The organism is Microvirga sp. 2YAF29 (assembly GCF_052114605.1).
Classification (GTDB): domain Bacteria; phylum Pseudomonadota; class Alphaproteobacteria; order Rhizobiales; family Beijerinckiaceae; genus Microvirga.
Genome location: NZ_JBFRFB010000001.1, coordinates 65914 through 83366, shown reverse-complemented (window position 1 = coordinate 83366; position 17453 = coordinate 65914). Strand labels below are relative to the sequence as shown.

Here is a 17453-nt window from a genome sequence, read left to right as displayed (position 1 = left end):
TCGCTCCGGCCTCAGATCAAGGCCCCTCCAGCAAGCCCTTGAGCCCATGTCCAAACTCCCCCCGAAGCCTACCAACCTAGCGGAACGTACCCTCCTCGTTCATGCGGGCCGAGACCCTTTTGAACAGCACGGTTTCATCAACACACCGATCTATCGCGGCTCCACGGTTCTCTACCCCACGACCGACGATCTTCTGCATCGGCGCGGGCGGTATTCCTATGGAACGAAAGGGACTCCGACGACGGATTCGCTGGAAAAGGCCTGGTCGCAACTCGCCGGTGCGGCGGGAACGGTGCTGGCTCCCTCGGGGCTCGCTGCCGTTACGGTAGCTTTGATGTCCTGCCTCAAGGCGGGCGATCACCTGCTGATGACGGATTCGGTCTACCTGCCGACACGTCAGTTCTGCCACGGAATCCTCAAGAAATTTGGTGTGGAAACAACCTATTACGATCCATCCATCGGCGTTGGAATCGAGAGCCTGATGCGCTCGAACACCACTGCTGTCTTTACGGAAGCTCCCGGTTCGCAATCTCTTGAAATGCAGGACGTTCCAGCCATAGCCGAAGTGGCGCACCGTCATGGCGCGGTCGTGCTCATGGACAATACCTGGGCCACCCCCCTGCTCTTCCCGCCCCACGAGCGCGGCGTCGACATCGCTATCGAGGCCGGCACCAAATATCTCAGCGGCGGTTCGGACCTGCTGCTTGGACTGGTCTCGGCCAATGAGCGCTGCTTCAAGGACCTGCGCGCCACCTACGATGCCTATGCCATGTGCCCCGGACCGGAGGACGTGTTCCTGGGGCTGAGAGGCCTGCGCACCCTGGCGCTCCGGCTTCGGGAGCATGAGAAGCAGGCGCTGGAGATGGCCCGCTGGCTGGCGGAGCGTCCGGAAGTGGCTCAGGTTCTGCACCCGGCCCTCGAAACCTATCGCGGGCACGAGATCTGGAAGCGGGACTTCAAGGGCTCGTCGGGATTGTTCTCGGTTATCCTCAAGCCCTTCTCGAACAAGGCGCTGGCTGCCATGCTCGACGGGCTGTCCCTTTTCGGGATGGGCTATTCCTGGGGCGGATTCGAGAGCCTCGTGATCCCCTTCGACTGCTCGACCTATCGGACGGCGACGACTTGGGCGCCAGGCGGTCCATCCTTGCGCTTCCACATCGGCCTCGAGGATCTGGACGATCTCAAGCGCGACCTCGATGCGGGGTTCAGGCGCCTGCGGGAGAGCGATTAGAGCATTTTTCGGCGAAGTGGATCCGGTTCGCCGTCAAAAAATGCGGCGGCCAAGAATTTAGAGTCGATTTCATGAGTTGAAATCGACTCTAAGTCGGCAGATCAGCCTCTGCCACCCGCCGCTTCTCTTTCGCGATCAGCATGAGATTGCGAATATAGATGAAGATCGACAAGAGTTGAGGAAGGATGATGACGATGTCACGCCGGATGAATCCGTAAACCAGCGTCATCAATCCCCCCACGATGGACAGCACCCAGAAGCCCATCGGAATGACACTTTTTTCCGCTTTTTCGCTTGCGATCCATTGCACGATGAAGCGGGCACCGAAGACGAATTGCGCCAGCACGCCAAAGGCCGCCCAGATGTCGAAACGGGCAATAACGATATCGTAAAAGATCAAACCGATATCGTGGGACAGACGCATCAGCATCAGAGGGTTTCCTGAATGACGGGCAGGCGCCGGCGGCGGATCAGCCACCACACGCCGGCGAGATCGAGAATACCGACCCACAGCCGGTCGAAGAGGCCGTAATTGGACTGGCCCGCATGTCGCGGCCGGTCGACCACGTCCACATGGGCGATACGGTAGCCTTCGCGCTTGACGAGCGCCGGCATGAAGCGATGCAGGGCGTCGAAATACGGCAGGCTCATATAAACGTCGCGGCGGAAGGCCTTGAGGCCGCAGCCCGTGTCCCGCGTACCGTCCTTCAGAACACGTCCACGCACGCCATTGGCGATGCGCGACTGCCAGCGCTTGGCGGCTCCTTTGCGGGCAAGGCGCTGGCCTGCCGCGAGGCCGACGGACGGATCGTCGAGAGCGGCCACCAGTTGCGGGATGAAAGCGGGATCGTTCTGGCCATCGCCGTCCAGCGTCACGATGATGGGAGCGCGAGCAGTCTTCACGCCGCTGCGCACCGCGGCGCTCTGCCCGCAGCTCGACTGATGCCGAACGAGACGAAGCCAGGGACGCGTGGTGCGGGCATTTGCAATCTGCTCCGCCGTCGCATCTGTGGAGCCGTCGTCCACATAGATGAGTTCGAACGGCGCAAGGGGAACACAAGCGCGCTCGATCTCCTCCACAAGCGGAAGGATGTTCAAGGCTTCGTTCTTGACGGGCACCACGACGCTGATGCGCGGGACCGGAGAGAGTTCAGTCATACGTTCAGGGGCCCTGAGAGACCCACCTCTTGCAATGCAGGTTCGGCTAGACGCAACCCGAATCCATGCGGTAGACGCCGATATCGACCCGGCGCCCACTGTTGATATTAAATCCGGTGACGCGGGTCGAGAGTGAAGGATTGATTCTGCTCCGCGCAATGGCCGCCCGGAACTCGTCCTCGAAGCGCCTCTCGACGAAGACGAGGCTGCATCCGTTCCGCCTCAGATAGGCCGCCGCCTCCGCTCCGTCATTGAGCATGTCGAGATCGGTGCCGACAAGGAACACCAGGCTTGGCTCGCGATAGCCGAGGGTTGCGACGCTCTTCACGCCCGGAAAATTCTGCGCCGCTTCGGCGAGCTTCGGCGACACCTTGAGGGAGCGAAGATCCTCCTGGGCAAAGCCGAACACGCCGATGGACAGGCAGATCGCCGCCAGGAACCCGGCCCACATGGACTTGAGGACCTTGTTCCGAACGAAGAGCCACCATCCACAGAGGCCTAGCAGCGAGGCGAAAACCAAGGCCGGAAGAGCCCGGTACGGCAGCGTACCGTCGAAGTTCCAGTTCACCACCGACAGGCCGACAGCGAGCCCGATAGGGATAAACGGAATGAGGATCGTGGTCAGCTTCGCTGCGGGGCGGTGCGGCCCGACGAAATGACGGGAGATCGCCATGACGGTCAGAATCGCGACCGCCGGGAACAGCGGCATCGTGTAATGCGGCAGCTTCGTGGGAACGGCCTCGAAAACGAGCCAGGAAGGCACGATCCAGGCCAGCGCAAAGGCCACCGGCTCCTCGCGCCGGTGGATCCAGGCGAAGGGCACCGCGATGGCGGCCAGGATCGCGCCGGGCCAGAAGGTCGCGAAGAACGAGAGGAGATAGAAGCCCGGCGGCATCCAATGATACGACTGCGCCGTACCGACCTTGCCCAGCATGTCGTGGCCGACGGCCTCGGAGAAGAACGCACCGCCGCTCTTGATGGTGATGGCGACGAACCAGGGCAGCACCACGGCCAGCGTGGCGGCAAGGCCGATCCAGGGCTTGAGGGTGAGAAGCCAGCGGGCGGAACGTTCCTTATAGGACAGGATCGCAGCCGTGAGGCCGGCGAACATCAGCACCAGCGGCCCCTTGATGAGGATGCCGAGGGCAAAGCCCGTCCAGAAAATCAGGAGGGCGCGGCGCGGCAGCACTCCCGCACCTCGGCTCAGATAAGCCCTCGCAAGGCCCCCCATGACGGCGACCGAGCACGCGGTGAGCATGGCATCGGTCTTGGCCAGCCGGGCCTCGACCATAAGGATGATGCAGGTGGCCATGAGGGCCGCCGACAGGAAGGCCCCTCGTCGGGCGAAGAAAGCCAAGGCTGCCCAATAGGTCAGAAGGACCGTCGCGATGGCGCCGAACAGCGACGGCAGGCGGTAAAGGGCGATGGTGGTGTGCGCCTCGGGCACGCCCAGAGCTTCGCCAAGCGCCACCGTGGCGCTCTGCATCCAGTAGATGCCAACCGGCTTCTTGTGCCGCGCCTCGTCCTGGAAGCGGATATCCACGAAATCGCCCGACTCCAGCATCTGCTTGGAGGCCTGGGCATAACGGGGCTCGTCGCGGTCCATCGGCTGAAGGCCGGTAAAGCCCGGCAGGAAGCAGGCGAGGCACAGGAGCACGAGCACGGCGCAGAGCCGGGCGTGGCTCCGCTCGACGACGCTGGCTGCTTGCGCCAGGGAAAACCGGCGAAGGGAGAGGTGCTGCTGGGGGACGGTACCGTCCATCGATGACTCCGGAGGCGGCCGGCCCCTCCCCGGAAGCTCTCCAGGAGACGAAGCCCGCAAAGGCGCTCATGTCCTCCAAAGCCGCCTGGAAGTCAAATCAAGGATTGGTCCGTCAAGGAACAAGTACGAACGGCCTCGCGGCGTGTTTCGCCCGAGGGTGTTGGATCGAGGGAGGGCGCGAGGAGGCGTCCGGCTCGTTGTGTGTTTGTGTTGAGAACCTGACGGCTCCCCGCGCACGGCTTTTTTAGGCGTACACCGCGTCTTTCAGCGGAGGGCCTCCTGGCAGCGGGCTTGCGACGCCCACAGCAGGACCGTGCCCGATCCCACAATCACGACGCCTCGCGAGCGCGCCCCTCGGTGGATCAGGCTGGGAAGGGGTATAGCCAAGGTTAGGATCATTGTCAAGAACAAATGCAGAACACAAGGGTGCGCCGCCCTTGCCCTCTCGTGGTCATCCCGGACGGAGCGCAGCGCAGATCCGGGATCGTCATCAGAAGAGAGCGCTGTCATTCCGGGGCCGCGTAGCGGAGCCCGACCCGAAGGGCCGCGCCGTAGGCGTGGAAACCCATAACCACGGCGTTGCAAGAAAAGCTTTTAGATCTGCACAGCCTTATCCTGTACCTACGGTGTTTATGGGTTCCGGGCTCTCGCTCATGCTCGCCCCGGAATGACAGAGAAGCATGCTCGATTCTGCACGCAATCCCGGATCGGCTTGCGCCGTCCGGGATGACCGCTCGGCGCCCTCCGCCCGTCATCGCCGGGCTCGTTCCGGCGATCCCAGCCCTATGAGATGCCGCCTCTCCAATCGTGATGGCAGCATCTTATATCGCCTGGGCCTCACGCGACGATGAAGTCGGCGGCGGTCATGCTCAGCCCCTTCGGCAGCAGAGCGAACTGCACGGGAGCGGTCGTGCCGGTACCATCGGCATAGTAGGTGAGATTTCCGAGGCCTTTGTCGTAGACGACCCTGTCAGTGGAATCATGAGCTTTCGACCCTACCCAGAAGGCTGAGGTCGAGAGTTTTCCAGCGCTTCCAACCTTCGTGAAGACCGCATTCTCCAGGATGATGGTATCGTCAGCGACAGAGAAATCGCAGATGCGATCGAGGCTGCCGCTGCTCGGGCGCGTCTCGAAGACGAACGAATCCTTTCCCGCGCCGCCGACCAGGGTATCCGATCCGGTGAGGCCTGAAAGCTTGTCGCCGCCTCCTCCGCCCTTGAGCAGGTTGCCGCCCTGGTTGCCGATGATAACGTCCCCGCCCGGCCCGCCGATGGCGTTTTCGATGAGCGAACGGACGTCACCCTTGTAGAGCATCGCATTGGCGACGTTGCCGCGAGCCGGGTTCACCTCGCCGAGCATCGCCGTCTGAGTCGAAGACAGTCTGGACCATTCTCCCGGCCGCAGATCGATCCGCAGGCCAGTCGTATAGTTGGAGAGATCGTAGGTATCGACCCCGCCGCCGTCCCATATGCTCATGAAGACCCGGTTGCCGCCCGGCACATCCTGACCGATCCCATCGATGAAGGCCCGCCCGGTCGCGGAGTCCCAGCGATAGACCGTATTGCCCGCATGGGTGCCGTAATTCGCGCTGTAGAGATGCTGAAGGGCGGCGATATCGATCATCATGGGAGTTTGGGCAAAGCCCCAGTCCTCGTTCTCCAGATATTGCCCCGGCGCGCCCACATAGGACCGGTAGGTCATCACGGAATATTCCATGGAGTCGCGCCCAGACGTCATGGCTCCGAAACCGCCGGTCTCATTCCCGTGCTTGAGTCCGATGGCATGCAGGATTTCGTGCATGAAAACGTAATAAGCATAGTCGCCCTGAACCGGGTCATCGAACCACCCGCTGGAATTGCCGAACCAGCTGTCTCCTGCCTCCGCATAATCCCCCGGCAGATAGGTCCATGCGGCTTCGGGCTCGTCCGAGCGGGCCATGCGCAGGGTTGCGTGGTTGGCTTGCGTCTCCTGAATCTCGGTGAATGTAAGGTTCGTCAACGAGGAGATGACGCCCACAACCTTCCTTGCGGCCTGAGTCTGAAGCGCGGTCAGGCCCGCGAAGTTGTTCTGCGTCTCCCCCGATCCATAGGCGCTTCCCATGTGAGCGGCATCCGTCGGGAAGCTGTAGTTGAGATTCAAGCCGTTCCAGCGCGAAGCCGATAGAACGCCGTCGATATCCTGATTGCCGGTGCGTTGGACCGAAATTGTGCCGACCATACAAATCCTCGCAAGTCATCCTCTCCGTTCATACTGCACATCGCGAGCGCCGCTTTTATCCTTCTTAAGGATGAAAAAGAGATTTTTGCTGGATATTTATTCACCGCTTTGAGCATGAATACGCATGATATGGGCTTAATAACTTAACCGACCTGTTTATTGACAGATCAAGGCCGTCTATCGGACAAGCTTATCGGCATGAAATCTGTCGATCTCATCCAGACCAACGACGCAGATAAGGATCAGGGCCTCACGCACGAACACCCGCATCTAAGGTGGGCACGACGCGAAGACGATCGCATCGATCACACTCCGCGCCCATTCGCGGCGGCGATGGCCGGTCCTGGAGAGTTCGATCCGCACAAGGATTGAGAACTCTTCAGAACCGCCTGGCTCTCAAAGCCAGCCGAAATAAAGCGACCACAGGCTCGGAGAGCGAATTCCGCGCACGCGGCGAGCCGCCTCCTCCGCGCGCATGGATTCACCGCCATGGCACGAGCAGAGCACGATATGTGCATCGTGTTCGGAGATTTGGAAGAAATCGACGGCATCGCCGAACTTGTCGCTCAACAAGCCTGCTTCCCGTAGCACCGGGTCATCTAAGGCGACCGTCAAAGCCGAATTATCGGCCCGCAGCGCTCGCCGGACGGCCTTCGGTTTCCATTCGATTTCATCGAGGGTTCTAAGAACGCGCTCAGGATCGCGTTCGAGAAGTTCAGCCCATCGGTCCAGGCGTTCGCGTTTCGACAGGACGACTTTTTGCGAGGGCTTCAGATCGGCGACGTGACCCAATTCAGACAGAGGTCTATGTTCCATGCTCCCCTCCTTGGCAGAAGAGCGGCTTACGAGCACCCACCAGCTGTCAGCTCAACCGTGAAACTTAGCGAAAGTTCGCTATCGGCATGATCACATCACGCCGATATTTTAGGCAGCAAAGAAAAGGCCCCGCATGCGGGGCCTTGAATGGTATCAAGCGCTCGGTGCTTCGCTGTGGTGATTGCTGAGCCGCTCGGAGGCGACTCCCATCAATTCCGCCAGGCGATTTCGAGCCCGGTTCACACGGCTCTTGATCGTGCCGACCTTCACGCCGAGCGCTTCGGCCGCGTCCTCATAGGACATGCCTTCCGCGCCGATGAGGATGATCGCCTCGCGCTGCTCCTGGGGCAGCTTTTCCAGAGCCGTCGAGAGATCCTGCAGGGCGAGCTTGTCTTCCTGATCCGGAATCGCGACCATGCTTGCCGCATGGCTGCCGTCTCCGTCCTCGACCTCACGGCTCGTCTTGCGGTGGGTCGAGTAGAAGCCGTTGCGCAGGATGGTGAAGAGCCAGGCCTGAAGGTTCGTGCCGGACTCGAAAGTATCCTGCTTTGTCAGGGCTTTCAGCACCGTATCCTGAACCAGGTCCTCGGCCTGATCGAGCTTCCCCGTCAGGGACAAGGCGAAGGCGCGCAGGTTCGGCAGGGCATCCATGACGCCATCCACGAAAGCCTGGTCCACCGGCTCCGTATGGGCGCGGATAACCTGGGACACGCGCTCGGCGAGCTTCGCCAAGTCCCGTGGGAGCTTGCTCTCCGCGGGGTCCCCATAGAGGGCGCGGAGCTGCTTGCCGAGATGAAGCCGGACGCCCGCGCTCAGGGCCGCAGCGGGGCTGTCCGAATGAGTGATCGAAGGAGTGGATTTCAATGTATCGGGCATGCCGGATTATCTGGGGCACAGTTTTGAGATTTGAATACCTGGAGTGACAATTCGCCTATAGAAAGTGCGTCATCCGACCGCATCGAAGGTCTCACTCCCCTTGGATGCGGGGAATCACTATTCTGTGTGCGAGCGGAAGCGTTCGAGAGGCTTTCCCCATGGCAGATACATTTCCGGTCCTTCCACCCACCGGCTCAAGCTGGAAAGCGAACAGATTCCACAGGCAATGGCTTCTGGAGCAGGTTAATGACCTGTTCGATTTTTTCCAGCCAGGACTCATCAATCCCGAGGGCGGTTTCTACAATCTCGCTGATTCCGGAAAACCGCTGAACCGATCCAATCCGCTACGCCAGATCCACAGCACCACACGCATGGTGCATTGCTTCGCCATCGGCCATCTGCTGGGCAGGCCCGGCTGCGATACGATCGTCGATCACGGCATGAGCGATCTCTGGAACGGCCATCGCGATGCGCAGCACGGCGGCTATCTCTGGTCGCTCGACAACGATGGCCCGCAGGACGACACGAAACAGGCTTATGGACATGCCTTCGTCCTCCTTGCCGCTTCGAGCGCCAAGGTCGTCGGCCATCCGCTCGCCGACACGCTCCTGGCGGATATATCGCAGGTGATCGACGAGCGGTTTTGGGAGGAGCGGCATGGGGCGGTGCGTGAGGAATTCGCTCGCGACTGGTCGCCGTTGAGCGCCTATCGCGGCCAGAACTCCAACATGCACCTGACGGAAGCCTTGATGGCTGCATATGAAGCCACGGGCGAGCGCATTTATCTCGACAGGGCCGAGCGCATTGCAAGCCTCATCATCGGGCGCCACGCCGCTTCTCTCGGTTACCGCGTTGCGGAGCATTTCAACGCCGATTGGAGCCTCGACAAGGAATATCGCGGGTCCGACATGTTCCGGCCCTACGGCACGACGCCGGGCCACTGGCTCGAATGGGCGCGGCTTCTTCTTCAGCTCTGGAGTTTAGGAGGCGAGCGCCATGCCTGGATGCCGGATGCAGCAAGTGAGTTGTTCCGGCAATCCATCGAACTCGGATGGGACCGTCAGAGGGGCGGCTTCTTTTATGCGCTCGATTGGAACGATCAGCCGAGACGTCCGGAAAAACTCTGGTGGCCCTGCGCGGAGGCCATCGGCGCGGCATCGTTCCTCATCGAACACCGGCCCAGCGACTTCCATGAGCAATGGTATCGGCAGGCATGGAGCTTCGCGCAGAACCACCTCATCGATCATGTGCATGGCGGCTGGCGACCTGAATTGACGGAAGATCTCGCGCCGGCATCGACTGTCTTCACCGGCAAGCCCGATCTCTACCACGCGCTTCAGGCATGCCTCATCCCGCTCTTCCCGGCAACGGGCAGCCTCACGCGCGTCATTCCGCAGAGCCTCGCTTAAGCCCTGAGCGCTTCGTCGATAGCCGCACGCATCGGCATGCCGGCCTGCGCGCCGGATGCAAGGCATGCGAGCGATGCAGCAGAACAGGCGCGCCGCATGGCCGCATCGATCGGCAGGCTCTCCGCCAGCCCACTCGTAAGAACACCGACGAAGGTATCTCCGGCACCCGTCGTATCGACAGGGATGATGGAGCGGGTGGCTGCGTGGGTCTGCGTGCCATCGGGATCGATGGCGTAAGCGCCCCGCGCACCCGCCGTGACGATGCACGTCGTCCCGAACGAGGCGGCGATGATGCGCCCAGCCTTGAGACAATCCTCATCTACGTTTTCCCCGATCATGGCGGCGATGGACGAAGCCTCATGCTCGTTGACGACAAGCACGTCGGTCCTTGCCAGCAATTCGGCAATCGTGTCGCGTTCGGCTCCATCCGGCACGGGTGCGAAATTCCAGATGACCTTTACGCCTGCCCGTCGCGCCCGGGCCGCCGCATCGAGATTTTCCGGCAGAGGCACTTCCATCTGAAGCACCAGTACCGATGCCTTTAAAAGAAGCTCATCGGTCATATCCACGGAGCGGACGGCCATATTGGCTCCGCTCGCGACGGTGATCGCATTCTCGCCCGCGTCATCGACGGCGATAAAGGCGCATCCGGTCGGCTCGTTGCTGATCCGCACAGCGGCAATGTCGATGCCCTGATCCTTGAGGTTGGTCAGGCAGGCCTGCCCGAACGGATCGTCGCCGACGGCGGACACCATGGCGACGGGCACCCTTCCGGCACGCGCGGCCGCGACCGCTTGATTGGCGCCCTTGCCGCCGAAGAAGCTGTCGGCCCGCCGGGACAGAACCGTTTCGCCCGGGCGCGCAATGCTGCGCACCTTGGCGACGAGATCCATATTGATCGATCCGAACACGACAATCATCGCGCCTACCCTCGCCTCACCTTGTTTTCTAGCACGGTCAGTTCGCATGTCATGCCAGCCCGAAGTACTTCTGAAACAACACTGCTTCAGCGTTGCTTAGCGGAACCGATTTCGCCGCCAAGTCGTTCGTTTCCGGTCAACACAGGAGGAGTGACATGAGCCGCGGATTCCCTTCCATGACTGCCCTTCTTGGGCTTCTTGCCATTGCAGGCTATCAGAATCGTGACAAGATTTCGGAAATGCTGCGCGGCGGTCAGGCTTCTGCCGATCCCAACCTTCCCGGGCAGCCGCAACAGCAGGGTGGCCTTGGCGGCCTCGGCGGCCTTGGCGGGTTGCTAGGCGGACTTGGTGGCGCAGGCGCAGGCGCCGGTGGCCTTCTCGGCGGTGGGCTTGGGGAACTGCTCGACAGCTTCCGCCAGAGCGGTCAGGGCGATGTTGCGGATTCCTGGGTCGGCACGGGTCCCAACAAGGACATCGCACCCACGCAGCTCGAACAAGCCATCGGACCGGATGTTCTCAATACATTGACGCAACAGACCGGACTTTCGCGCGAGGAACTTCTTTCACGCCTGTCGAAGGAGCTGCCTAATGCGGTCGATCAATACACCCCGGAGGGACGCCTTCCCTCCTGAACCCTTTTGAGAGCGAGGCGGGTCTTCTCAGATCCGCCTCTTTCTTTGTCTGCGCCCCCACCAGACGACGGTTCTGCGACGAAAACGGCGGGCTATCGCCAGATCGATCGAGAGAATGATGATCCCGAGCGGAATCATCCAGAAGCCGAGGATCGGCAGGAAGCCGAGAAGTCCACCCGTCACCAGGGCGACACCGAGCGAAATCCTCAACAATCTGGAGCGGGGCAGCGGCACATGACGGCCGCCAAAACCCATCTTCGGCCTTGTCATGACTCACCCCTTCGTGACCCGATCCACAAGCTGCCAGACGCCGGTCCAGGCGCATTCACCTGATCATGCATCGAGCTTCTTGGAGGCCATGACCTGCTTGAGTGCTTCCACCAAATCCTTAGGCCTCACGGGCTTTTGCAGAAATTGAGCGCCTATCGGCAGGTCGCCCGGTTTGGGGGCAACTTTTCCGGAGATCACCAGCACGCCGACATCCGGCCAGCCTTGCCGGACGAGACGGGCGAACTCGAACCCGTCAATGGAGCCGGGCATGTTCACATCCGTGAGAACGGCACTGATATCGGGGCGACTTTTCAGGAGATCGAACGCCTCATCCGCATCCTGAGCCTCGACCACCCAGAACTCGGCATCCTTGAGGATCTCGACCTGAGTCAGCCGCACGAGAGATTCATCCTCGACAAGGAGGACGACAGGCCGATTGAGGATCTCGCGTCGCGGCTTCATTGAGCGGAAACGGGCGACCCCGATCCAGGTTCCAACAATCGTGGCCGTTACTGAAAAATGATGTGTATGGCCGGGACAAGCCCGGCCATGACGGTGCGCAAAACCTACTCGCTGCCCTTTGTCTTCGGCACGTATGGCCCGTTGCCGTCGAAGGTGTAGGCCGTCTTCACTGTGGTGTAGAACTCCTGAGCATACCGACCCTGCTCGCGCGGCCCGTAAGACGACCCCTTCCGGCCGCCAAACGGCACATGATAGTCCACGCCGGCGGTCGGCAGGTTCACCATCACCATGCCCGCTTCCGCATTGCGCTTGAAGTGGCCCGCATGCTTCAGGCTCGTGGTGCAGATGCCTGTGGACAGGCCGAACGGCGTGTCGTTGGCCAGTTCCAGCGCCTCGTCATAGTCCTTCGCCCGGATCACGGTCGCCACCGGCCCAAAGATTTCCTCTCGCGCCACCCGCATGGAATTGGCGACTTCCGTGAAAAGAGCCGGCTGCAGATAGAAGCCCGGCGCATCCCGCTTCAGCAGATCACCGCCCGCGACGAGCCTGGCGCCCTCCTCCTGGCCGATCTTGATGTATTTCAGGTCCTGGTCGAGCTGGCTCTGGTCCACCACCGGGCCGATCTGCGTGYCGCTCTTGAGGGCGTCATCCACCACCAGCTTGGCCATCCGCTCCTGCATGGCCGCCACGAAGCGGTCATGGATGCCCTCCGTCACGATCAGGCGCGAGGAGGCGGTGCAGCGCTGGCCGGTGGAGAAGAAGGCCGAGTTGATGGCGCATTCCACCGCCACGTTCAGGTCGGCATCGTCAAGCACCACCATCGGGTTCTTGCCGCCCATCTCCAGCTGTATCTTCTTCATCGGGTCAGCGGTGATGGCGCTCATGGCGACCCGACGGCCCGTGGGCACCGAGCCCGTGAAGGAAACGGCAGAAACCTTCGGGCTTTGCAGCATCGCCTCGCCGACGACCGAGCCCTTGCCCATCACCAGATTGAACACGCCCGCCGGCACGCCGGCACGGATGATGATCTCGGACAAGGCATGGGCGGAACCCGGCACCAGCTCGGCGGGCTTGAACACCACGGTGTTGCCGTAGGCCAAGGCCGGGGCGATCTTCCAGGCCGGGATGGCAATCGGGAAGTTCCAGGGAGTGATGAGCCCGACGACGCCCACCGCCTCGCGGGTGATCTCCACATCGATGGCGGGGCGGACCGAGGGCACCTTCTCGCCGGCCATCCGCAAGCACTCACCGGAGAAGAAGAGGAAGATCTGACCGGCGCGGGTGACCTCGCCGATACCCTCAGGAAGCGTCTTGCCCTCTTCGCGGGAGAGCAGGTGGCCGAGTTCGTCCTTGCGGGCGATGATCTCGTCACCGATTTTTTTGAGGATATCGTGACGGGTCTGGATGGAGGAGCGCGACCAGGCCGGGAAGGCATCGTAAGCAGCCGCGATGGCGGCCTCGGTCTCCCGGGCGGAGGCGCGGGCGAAGTCACCGATCACGTCATTGGTGTTGGATGGGTTGAGGTTCGGCGCGGCCTCGGATGCGGCGACCCATTCGCCTGCAATGTAATTCTTCGTCATCTCTCACTCCATTCCATGCACCGCCACCCGTGATCTTATCGACCGGCGGCATCGCGATGTACGTTTAAGCCAATGCGGCTGCCTTGACGAACAGCCTTCGTTTACTTCTTCCGGTTGTACACATCCAGCGAAACGGCGGCCAGGAGCACGAGGCCCTTGATGACCTGCTGGTAATCGATGCCGATGCCGAGGATCGACATGCCGTTGTTCATGACACCCATGACGAAGGCACCGATCACGGCCCCCGTGACCTTGCCGACGCCGCCTGTCGCCGAAGCCCCGCCGATGAAGACGGCGGCGATCACATCGAGCTCGAAGCCTAGACCGGCCTTCGGGGTCGCCGTGTTCAGGCGTGCGGCGAAGATGAGACCGGCGAGCCCCGCCAGGACGCCCATGTTCACGAAGGTCAGGAAGGTCAGGCGCTCGGTCTTGATGCCCGAGAGCCTTGCCGCCTTCTCGTTGCCGCCGAGCGCATAGATCCGTCTGCCGATGGTCGTTCTGTTGGTCACAAAGGCATAGAGCGCGATCAGCACCGCCATGATGATGAGAACGTTCGGCAAGCCGCGATAGGTGGCCAGCAGATAACAGAAGGCCAGCACCAGAGCCGCGAGCAGCGCGTTCTTGAACACGAACAGGCCGAACGGCGCAGTCTCGACCGCGTGCTTGAGCTGGTTCGAGCGGTTGCGGATGCTGAAATAAATCAGCACAATCATGCTGGCGGCGCCAAGGAACAGAGCCGTGTAGTTGAACCCCTGCCCGCCGAAAACGTCCGGAATGAAGCCGGAGCTGAGGCGCTGGAAGGCGACCGGGAATGGGCCGACCGACATGCCGCCGAGAAGCGCAAGCGTCAGGCCTTTGAACACGAGCATGCCGGCCAGCGTCACGATGAAGGACGGCACCTTGAAATAGGCCACCCAATACCCTTGCGCCGCGCCGATGAGGCCGCCAACGATCAGGCAGGCAATGGTCGTGGTAATTGGGTCGATACCCCATCGCACCATCATCACCGCCGCCAGACCGCCGACGAAGCCGACGATGGAGCCGACGGACAAGTCGATATGGCCCGCCACGATGACGAGCAGCATGCCCAGAGCCATGATGACGATGTAGCTGTTCTGCAGAACGAGGTTCGTGAGATTCAGCGGACGCAGCAGGGTTCCGTCCGTCACCACCTGGAAGAACAGCATGATGACGAGGAGCGACAGCATCATGCCGTAGTCGCGGAAATGCGTCTTGACGAAGTCGAGCCATGACGTCTTCTGGGGAACGTGAAGCTCGTCTGCGGTTCTCGTATCCATCTTCAGCGTCTCCCCGACTTCACGATGGCGTGCATGATCTTTTCCTGGGATGCCTCTGCGACATCGAGCTCCGCGATGAGAGAGCCCTCGTTCATGACATAGATCCGATCACACATGCCGAGCAGCTCCGGCATTTCGGACGAGATCATGAGAACGCCCTTCCCGGCATCCGCCAGTTTGTTGATGATAGTGTAGATTTCGTACTTCGCACCGACATCGATTCCTCGGGTCGGCTCATCGAGAATAAGAATTTCCGGGTCCGAGAAGAGCCACTTGCTCAAGACGACCTTCTGCTGGTTGCCGCCGGACAGGTTCACCGTCTGCTGGAAGACGTTCGAGCTTCTGATACGCAGCTTGTTGCGGAAGTCGTTGGCGACGGCCAGTTCGCGAATATCGTCGATGACAAGATATTTCGAGACTCCGTCCAGATGCGCCAGCGTCACATTCTTGCGGATGTCCTCATCGAGAACGAGGCCATAGGTCTTGCGGTCCTCGGTGGCATAGGCAATCCCGTTCGAGACGGCTTTCTCGACCGAGCTTACGTTGATCTCCTTGCCGTGCAAGGTGACCCGGCCGCTGATGTTCTGGCCGTAGCTTTTGCCGAACAGGCTCATGGCGAATTCCGTCCGCCCTGCCCCCATGAGGCCCGCGATGCCGACGATCTCGCCGCGCCGGATGTGCAGGTTGACGTTCTTGACCACCTGAACGTTGCTGTGAAGGGGATGATAAGCTGACCAGTTCTCGACCTGAAAGATCGTCTCGCCGATCTTCGGCTCTCGATGCGGGTACCGGTCCTCCATGGTGCGGCCCACCATGCCGCGAATGATGCGGTCCTCGCTCACCTCTTGCACCCGGCAATCGAGAGTTTCGACCGTGCTGCCGTCGCGAAGGACGGTAATGGAATCCGCGACCTTGGAAATCTCGTTGAGCTTGTGGGAGATCAGGATGGAGGAGATGCCTTTCGCCTTGAACTGCAACAGCAGGTTCAGGAGTGCATCGCTGTCCTTCTCGTTCAGGCTCGCCGTCGGCTCGTCGAGGATGAGGAGCTTCACCTTCTTCGAGAGGGCCTTTGCGATCTCAACGAGCTGCTGCTTGCCGACTCCCAGATTGGTGACGAGCGTCTCGGGCGATTCATTCAGCCCGACGAGTTTGAGCAATTCCTTGGTGCGCGAGAAGACGAGCGACCAGTCGATGATACCGTATTCCGCCTGCTCGTTGCCGAGGAAGATGTTCTCGGCAATCGACAGGAGCGGCACCAGGGCAAGCTCCTGGTGGATGATGATGATGCCGAGTTTTTCGCTGTCGGCGATGCCCTTGAAGCGGCGCTCCTCGCCTTCATAAACGATGGATCCGGAATAGGAGCCATGCGGATAGACGCCGCTCAGCACCTTCATCAGCGTGGACTTGCCGGCGCCGTTCTCGCCCACCAGCGCATGGATTTCGCCGGCCTTGACGGTGATGTTGACGTCGTCCAGCGCCTTCACGCCGGGGAATGTTTTGGTGATCCCTCGCATTTCAAGGATCGCATTCATCGCATGTCCTCAGGCATAGGCCTTCCAGAAATGAACGAGGACCCTGCGCTCGCGCGCAGGGTCCGCTTCCGCTATCGCTCTTACTTGAGCTGGTCTTCCTTGTAGTAGCCACTGCCGACCAGAACTTCCTTCCAGTTGGAGGCGTCCACGCTCACGGGCTTCAGCAGGTAAGACGGAACCGTCTTCATGCCGTTCTCGTAGGTCTTGGTGTCGTTCACTTCCGGCTGCTTGCCGGACAGCACGGCATCGACCATGTTCACGGTCACCTTCGCGAGCTCACGAGTGTCCTTGAAGACCGTCGATGTCTGCTCCTTGGCGAGGATCGACTTGACCGACTGCACCTCGGCGTCCTGGCCGGTGATGACCGGCATCGGCTGCTGGGCCGAACCATAGCCGACGCCCTTGAGCGAGGAGATGATGCCGATGCTCAGGCCGTCATAGGGAGACAGCACCGCATCGACGCGCTTGTCGGTGTAATAAGCGGAGAGCAGGTTATCCATGCGGGCCTGGGCGACGGCGCCGTCCCAGCGCAGGGTCGAGACCTTGTCCATGCCCATTTGGCCGCTCTGAACTTTAAGCTTGCCGCTCTTGATGTAGGGGTCGAGCACCGACATTGCGCCGTTGTAGAAGAAGAACGCGTTGTTGTCGTCCGGCGAACCGCCGAACAATTCGACATTGAAGGGGCCCTTGCCTTCCTTCAGCCCAAGCGCCTTCTCGATATAGCCGCCCTGGAGCACGCCGACCTGGAAGTTGTCGAAGGTTGCGTAGTAATCGACATTCTTGGAATTGCGGATGAGGCGATCATAGGCGATGACCTTGATGCCTTTGTCGGCGGCCTGCTGGAGCGCATCCGAGAGCGTGGTGCCGTCGATAGCCGCGATCACCAGCACTTTCGGGCCCTTCGTGATCATGTTCTCGATCTGGGCGAGCTGGTTGGGAATGTCGTCCTCGGCATATTGCAGATCGACGTTGTAGCCCTTTTCCTTGAGCACCTTGACCATGTTGTTGCCGTCGTCGATCCAGCGTGCGGACGACTTGGTAGGCATGGCGACACCAACGGTGCCTTTATCCTGGGCCTGAGCCGCGCCGATAAGGCCGACGGCTCCGAGAGCCAGGATAGCCAGAGTTGTCTTGAAATTCTTCAAGGCCGTTCTCCCTTTTTGATATGTGCATGCCCAGGCCGGTATTTGGCGTGCCCGGTGCATGACCCTCTATGCTTCTCGACAATGAACTTGTGTCAGCCGTGACCCGCTGACCAGGGCCGTTCTCATATCCTCCCGCTGGTGGGGC

The 17453-nt window shown here is 61.1% G+C and carries 17 protein-coding genes; 4 read left to right on the top strand and 13 right to left on the bottom strand.

What is annotated here, in order from left to right; all coding sequences use genetic code 11:
* Positions 1–46 precede the first annotated feature (46 nt).
* Positions 47–1231, top strand: a complete 1185-nt coding sequence (gene metC, locus AB4Y85_RS00370) for a cystathionine beta-lyase (protein WP_441982867.1) — start codon at positions 47–49, stop codon at positions 1229–1231.
* An 88-nt stretch (positions 1232–1319) separates the two neighbouring features.
* Here the strand turns inward: metC and AB4Y85_RS00365 are convergent, their stop codons facing one another.
* The 4 genes from AB4Y85_RS00365 to AB4Y85_RS00350 all read right to left on the bottom strand — a co-directional run bounded on the left by AB4Y85_RS00365 (position 1320) and on the right by AB4Y85_RS00350 (position 6368).
* The gene (locus AB4Y85_RS00365) at positions 1320–1661 is read right to left on the bottom strand and encodes a lipid-A-disaccharide synthase N-terminal domain-containing protein (RefSeq protein WP_441982866.1); all 342 of its coding nucleotides are present in this window, start codon (positions 1659–1661) and stop codon (positions 1320–1322) included.
* Entirely contained in the window at positions 1661–2389 is a 729-nt protein-coding gene (locus AB4Y85_RS00360) for a glycosyltransferase family 2 protein (RefSeq protein ID WP_441982865.1), read from the bottom strand. The genes AB4Y85_RS00365 and AB4Y85_RS00360 overlap by 1 nt, the downstream gene beginning before the upstream one ends.
* A gap of 46 nt (positions 2390–2435) precedes the next feature.
* Positions 2436–4151: an ArnT family glycosyltransferase gene (locus AB4Y85_RS00355; protein WP_441982864.1), complete on the bottom strand. Its 1716-nt coding sequence runs from the start codon at positions 4149–4151 to the stop codon at positions 2436–2438.
* Positions 4152–4988: 837 nt separating this feature from the next.
* Positions 4989–6368, bottom strand: coding sequence for a M10 family metallopeptidase (locus tag AB4Y85_RS00350; protein WP_441982863.1), 1380 nt, complete (start codon positions 6366–6368; stop codon positions 4989–4991).
* A gap of 198 nt (positions 6369–6566) precedes the next feature.
* Here AB4Y85_RS00350 and AB4Y85_RS00345 point away from each other — a divergent pair, with 198 nt between their 5' ends.
* Positions 6567–6740, top strand: coding sequence for a hypothetical protein (locus AB4Y85_RS00345; protein ID WP_441982862.1), 174 nt, complete (start codon positions 6567–6569; stop codon positions 6738–6740).
* A 24-nt stretch (positions 6741–6764) separates the two neighbouring features.
* Here AB4Y85_RS00345 and AB4Y85_RS00340 read toward each other — a convergent pair whose 3' ends face one another.
* Together AB4Y85_RS00340 and AB4Y85_RS00335 are read right to left on the bottom strand one after the other, a co-directional pair.
* The gene (locus AB4Y85_RS00340) at positions 6765–7184 is read right to left on the bottom strand and encodes a hypothetical protein (protein ID WP_441982861.1); all 420 of its coding nucleotides are present in this window, start codon (positions 7182–7184) and stop codon (positions 6765–6767) included.
* A gap of 153 nt (positions 7185–7337) precedes the next feature.
* On the bottom strand, positions 7338–8060 hold the full coding sequence (locus tag AB4Y85_RS00335) for a sigma-70 family RNA polymerase sigma factor (protein ID WP_441982860.1): 723 nt from the start codon (positions 8058–8060) through the stop codon (positions 7338–7340).
* A gap of 158 nt (positions 8061–8218) precedes the next feature.
* On the opposite strand from AB4Y85_RS00335, the gene AB4Y85_RS00330 reads away from it, so the two are divergent.
* On the top strand, positions 8219–9469 hold the full coding sequence (locus AB4Y85_RS00330; RefSeq protein WP_441982859.1) for an AGE family epimerase/isomerase: 1251 nt from the start codon (positions 8219–8221) through the stop codon (positions 9467–9469).
* Here AB4Y85_RS00330 and AB4Y85_RS00325 read toward each other — a convergent pair.
* The gene (locus AB4Y85_RS00325; RefSeq protein ID WP_441982858.1) at positions 9466–10389 is read right to left on the bottom strand and encodes a ribokinase; all 924 of its coding nucleotides are present in this window, start codon (positions 10387–10389) and stop codon (positions 9466–9468) included. The genes AB4Y85_RS00330 and AB4Y85_RS00325 overlap by 4 nt on opposite strands.
* Positions 10390–10544: 155 nt before the next feature.
* Here AB4Y85_RS00325 and AB4Y85_RS00320 point away from each other — a divergent pair, with 155 nt between their 5' ends.
* Positions 10545–11021 (top strand): YidB family protein, encoded by a 477-nt coding sequence (locus AB4Y85_RS00320; protein ID WP_441982857.1) that lies wholly within the window; start codon positions 10545–10547, stop codon positions 11019–11021.
* 27 nt (positions 11022–11048) lie between these two features.
* On the opposite strand, the gene AB4Y85_RS00315 is transcribed toward AB4Y85_RS00320, so the two are convergent.
* The 6 genes from AB4Y85_RS00315 to chvE all read right to left on the bottom strand — a co-directional run bounded on the left by AB4Y85_RS00315 (position 11049) and on the right by chvE (position 17308).
* Positions 11049–11291, bottom strand: a complete 243-nt coding sequence (locus AB4Y85_RS00315; protein WP_441982856.1) for a hypothetical protein — start codon at positions 11289–11291, stop codon at positions 11049–11051.
* A 63-nt stretch (positions 11292–11354) separates the two neighbouring features.
* Positions 11355–11753 carry a response regulator gene (locus AB4Y85_RS00310; RefSeq protein ID WP_441982855.1) on the bottom strand — a complete coding sequence of 133 codons (399 nt, stop codon included), beginning with the start codon at positions 11751–11753 and terminating at the stop codon, positions 11355–11357.
* Positions 11754–11857: 104 nt separating this feature from the next.
* Complete coding sequence (locus AB4Y85_RS00305; protein ID WP_441982854.1) at positions 11858–13333, bottom strand: aldehyde dehydrogenase family protein; 1476 nt, start codon at positions 13331–13333, stop codon at positions 11858–11860.
* A gap of 101 nt (positions 13334–13434) precedes the next feature.
* The gene (mmsB, locus tag AB4Y85_RS00300) at positions 13435–14631 is read right to left on the bottom strand and encodes a multiple monosaccharide ABC transporter permease (protein WP_441982853.1); all 1197 of its coding nucleotides are present in this window, start codon (positions 14629–14631) and stop codon (positions 13435–13437) included.
* Between the two features lie 2 nt (positions 14632–14633).
* Positions 14634–16163, bottom strand: coding sequence for a multiple monosaccharide ABC transporter ATP-binding protein (gene mmsA / locus AB4Y85_RS00295; RefSeq protein WP_441982852.1), 1530 nt, complete (start codon positions 16161–16163; stop codon positions 14634–14636).
* Positions 16164–16243: 80 nt separating this feature from the next.
* Complete coding sequence (chvE, locus tag AB4Y85_RS00290; RefSeq protein WP_441982851.1) at positions 16244–17308, bottom strand: multiple monosaccharide ABC transporter substrate-binding protein; 1065 nt, start codon at positions 17306–17308, stop codon at positions 16244–16246.
* Positions 17309–17453: the final 145 nt, after the last annotated feature.

What these genes read in the sequence shown, in the direction of transcription:
- AB4Y85_RS00360 (WP_441982865.1), bottom strand. Translation starts at nt 2,389, where the DNA reads ATGACTGAACTCTCTCCGGTCCCGCGCATCAGCGTCGTGGTGCCCGTC.
- mmsA (WP_441982852.1), bottom strand. Translation starts at nt 16,163, where the DNA reads ATGAATGCGATCCTTGAAATGCGAGGGATCACCAAAACATTCCCCGGC.
- metC (WP_441982867.1), top strand. Translation starts at nt 47, where the DNA reads ATGTCCAAACTCCCCCCGAAGCCTACCAACCTAGCGGAACGTACCCTC.
- AB4Y85_RS00350 (WP_441982863.1), bottom strand. Translation starts at nt 6,368, where the DNA reads ATGGTCGGCACAATTTCGGTCCAACGCACCGGCAATCAGGATATCGAC.
- AB4Y85_RS00335 (WP_441982860.1), bottom strand. Translation starts at nt 8,060, where the DNA reads ATGCCCGATACATTGAAATCCACTCCTTCGATCACTCATTCGGACAGC.
- AB4Y85_RS00310 (WP_441982855.1), bottom strand. Translation starts at nt 11,753, where the DNA reads ATGAAGCCGCGACGCGAGATCCTCAATCGGCCTGTCGTCCTCCTTGTC.
- AB4Y85_RS00330 (WP_441982859.1), top strand. Translation starts at nt 8,219, where the DNA reads ATGGCAGATACATTTCCGGTCCTTCCACCCACCGGCTCAAGCTGGAAA.
- AB4Y85_RS00365 (WP_441982866.1), bottom strand. Translation starts at nt 1,661, where the DNA reads ATGCTGATGCGTCTGTCCCACGATATCGGTTTGATCTTTTACGATATC.
- AB4Y85_RS00340 (WP_441982861.1), bottom strand. Translation starts at nt 7,184, where the DNA reads ATGGAACATAGACCTCTGTCTGAATTGGGTCACGTCGCCGATCTGAAG.
- AB4Y85_RS00325 (WP_441982858.1), bottom strand. Translation starts at nt 10,389, where the DNA reads ATGATTGTCGTGTTCGGATCGATCAATATGGATCTCGTCGCCAAGGTG.
- AB4Y85_RS00355 (WP_441982864.1), bottom strand. Translation starts at nt 4,151, where the DNA reads ATGGACGGTACCGTCCCCCAGCAGCACCTCTCCCTTCGCCGGTTTTCC.
- AB4Y85_RS00320 (WP_441982857.1), top strand. Translation starts at nt 10,545, where the DNA reads ATGAGCCGCGGATTCCCTTCCATGACTGCCCTTCTTGGGCTTCTTGCC.
- AB4Y85_RS00315 (WP_441982856.1), bottom strand. Translation starts at nt 11,291, where the DNA reads ATGACAAGGCCGAAGATGGGTTTTGGCGGCCGTCATGTGCCGCTGCCC.
- AB4Y85_RS00345 (WP_441982862.1), top strand. Translation starts at nt 6,567, where the DNA reads ATGAAATCTGTCGATCTCATCCAGACCAACGACGCAGATAAGGATCAG.
- mmsB (WP_441982853.1), bottom strand. Translation starts at nt 14,631, where the DNA reads ATGGATACGAGAACCGCAGACGAGCTTCACGTTCCCCAGAAGACGTCA.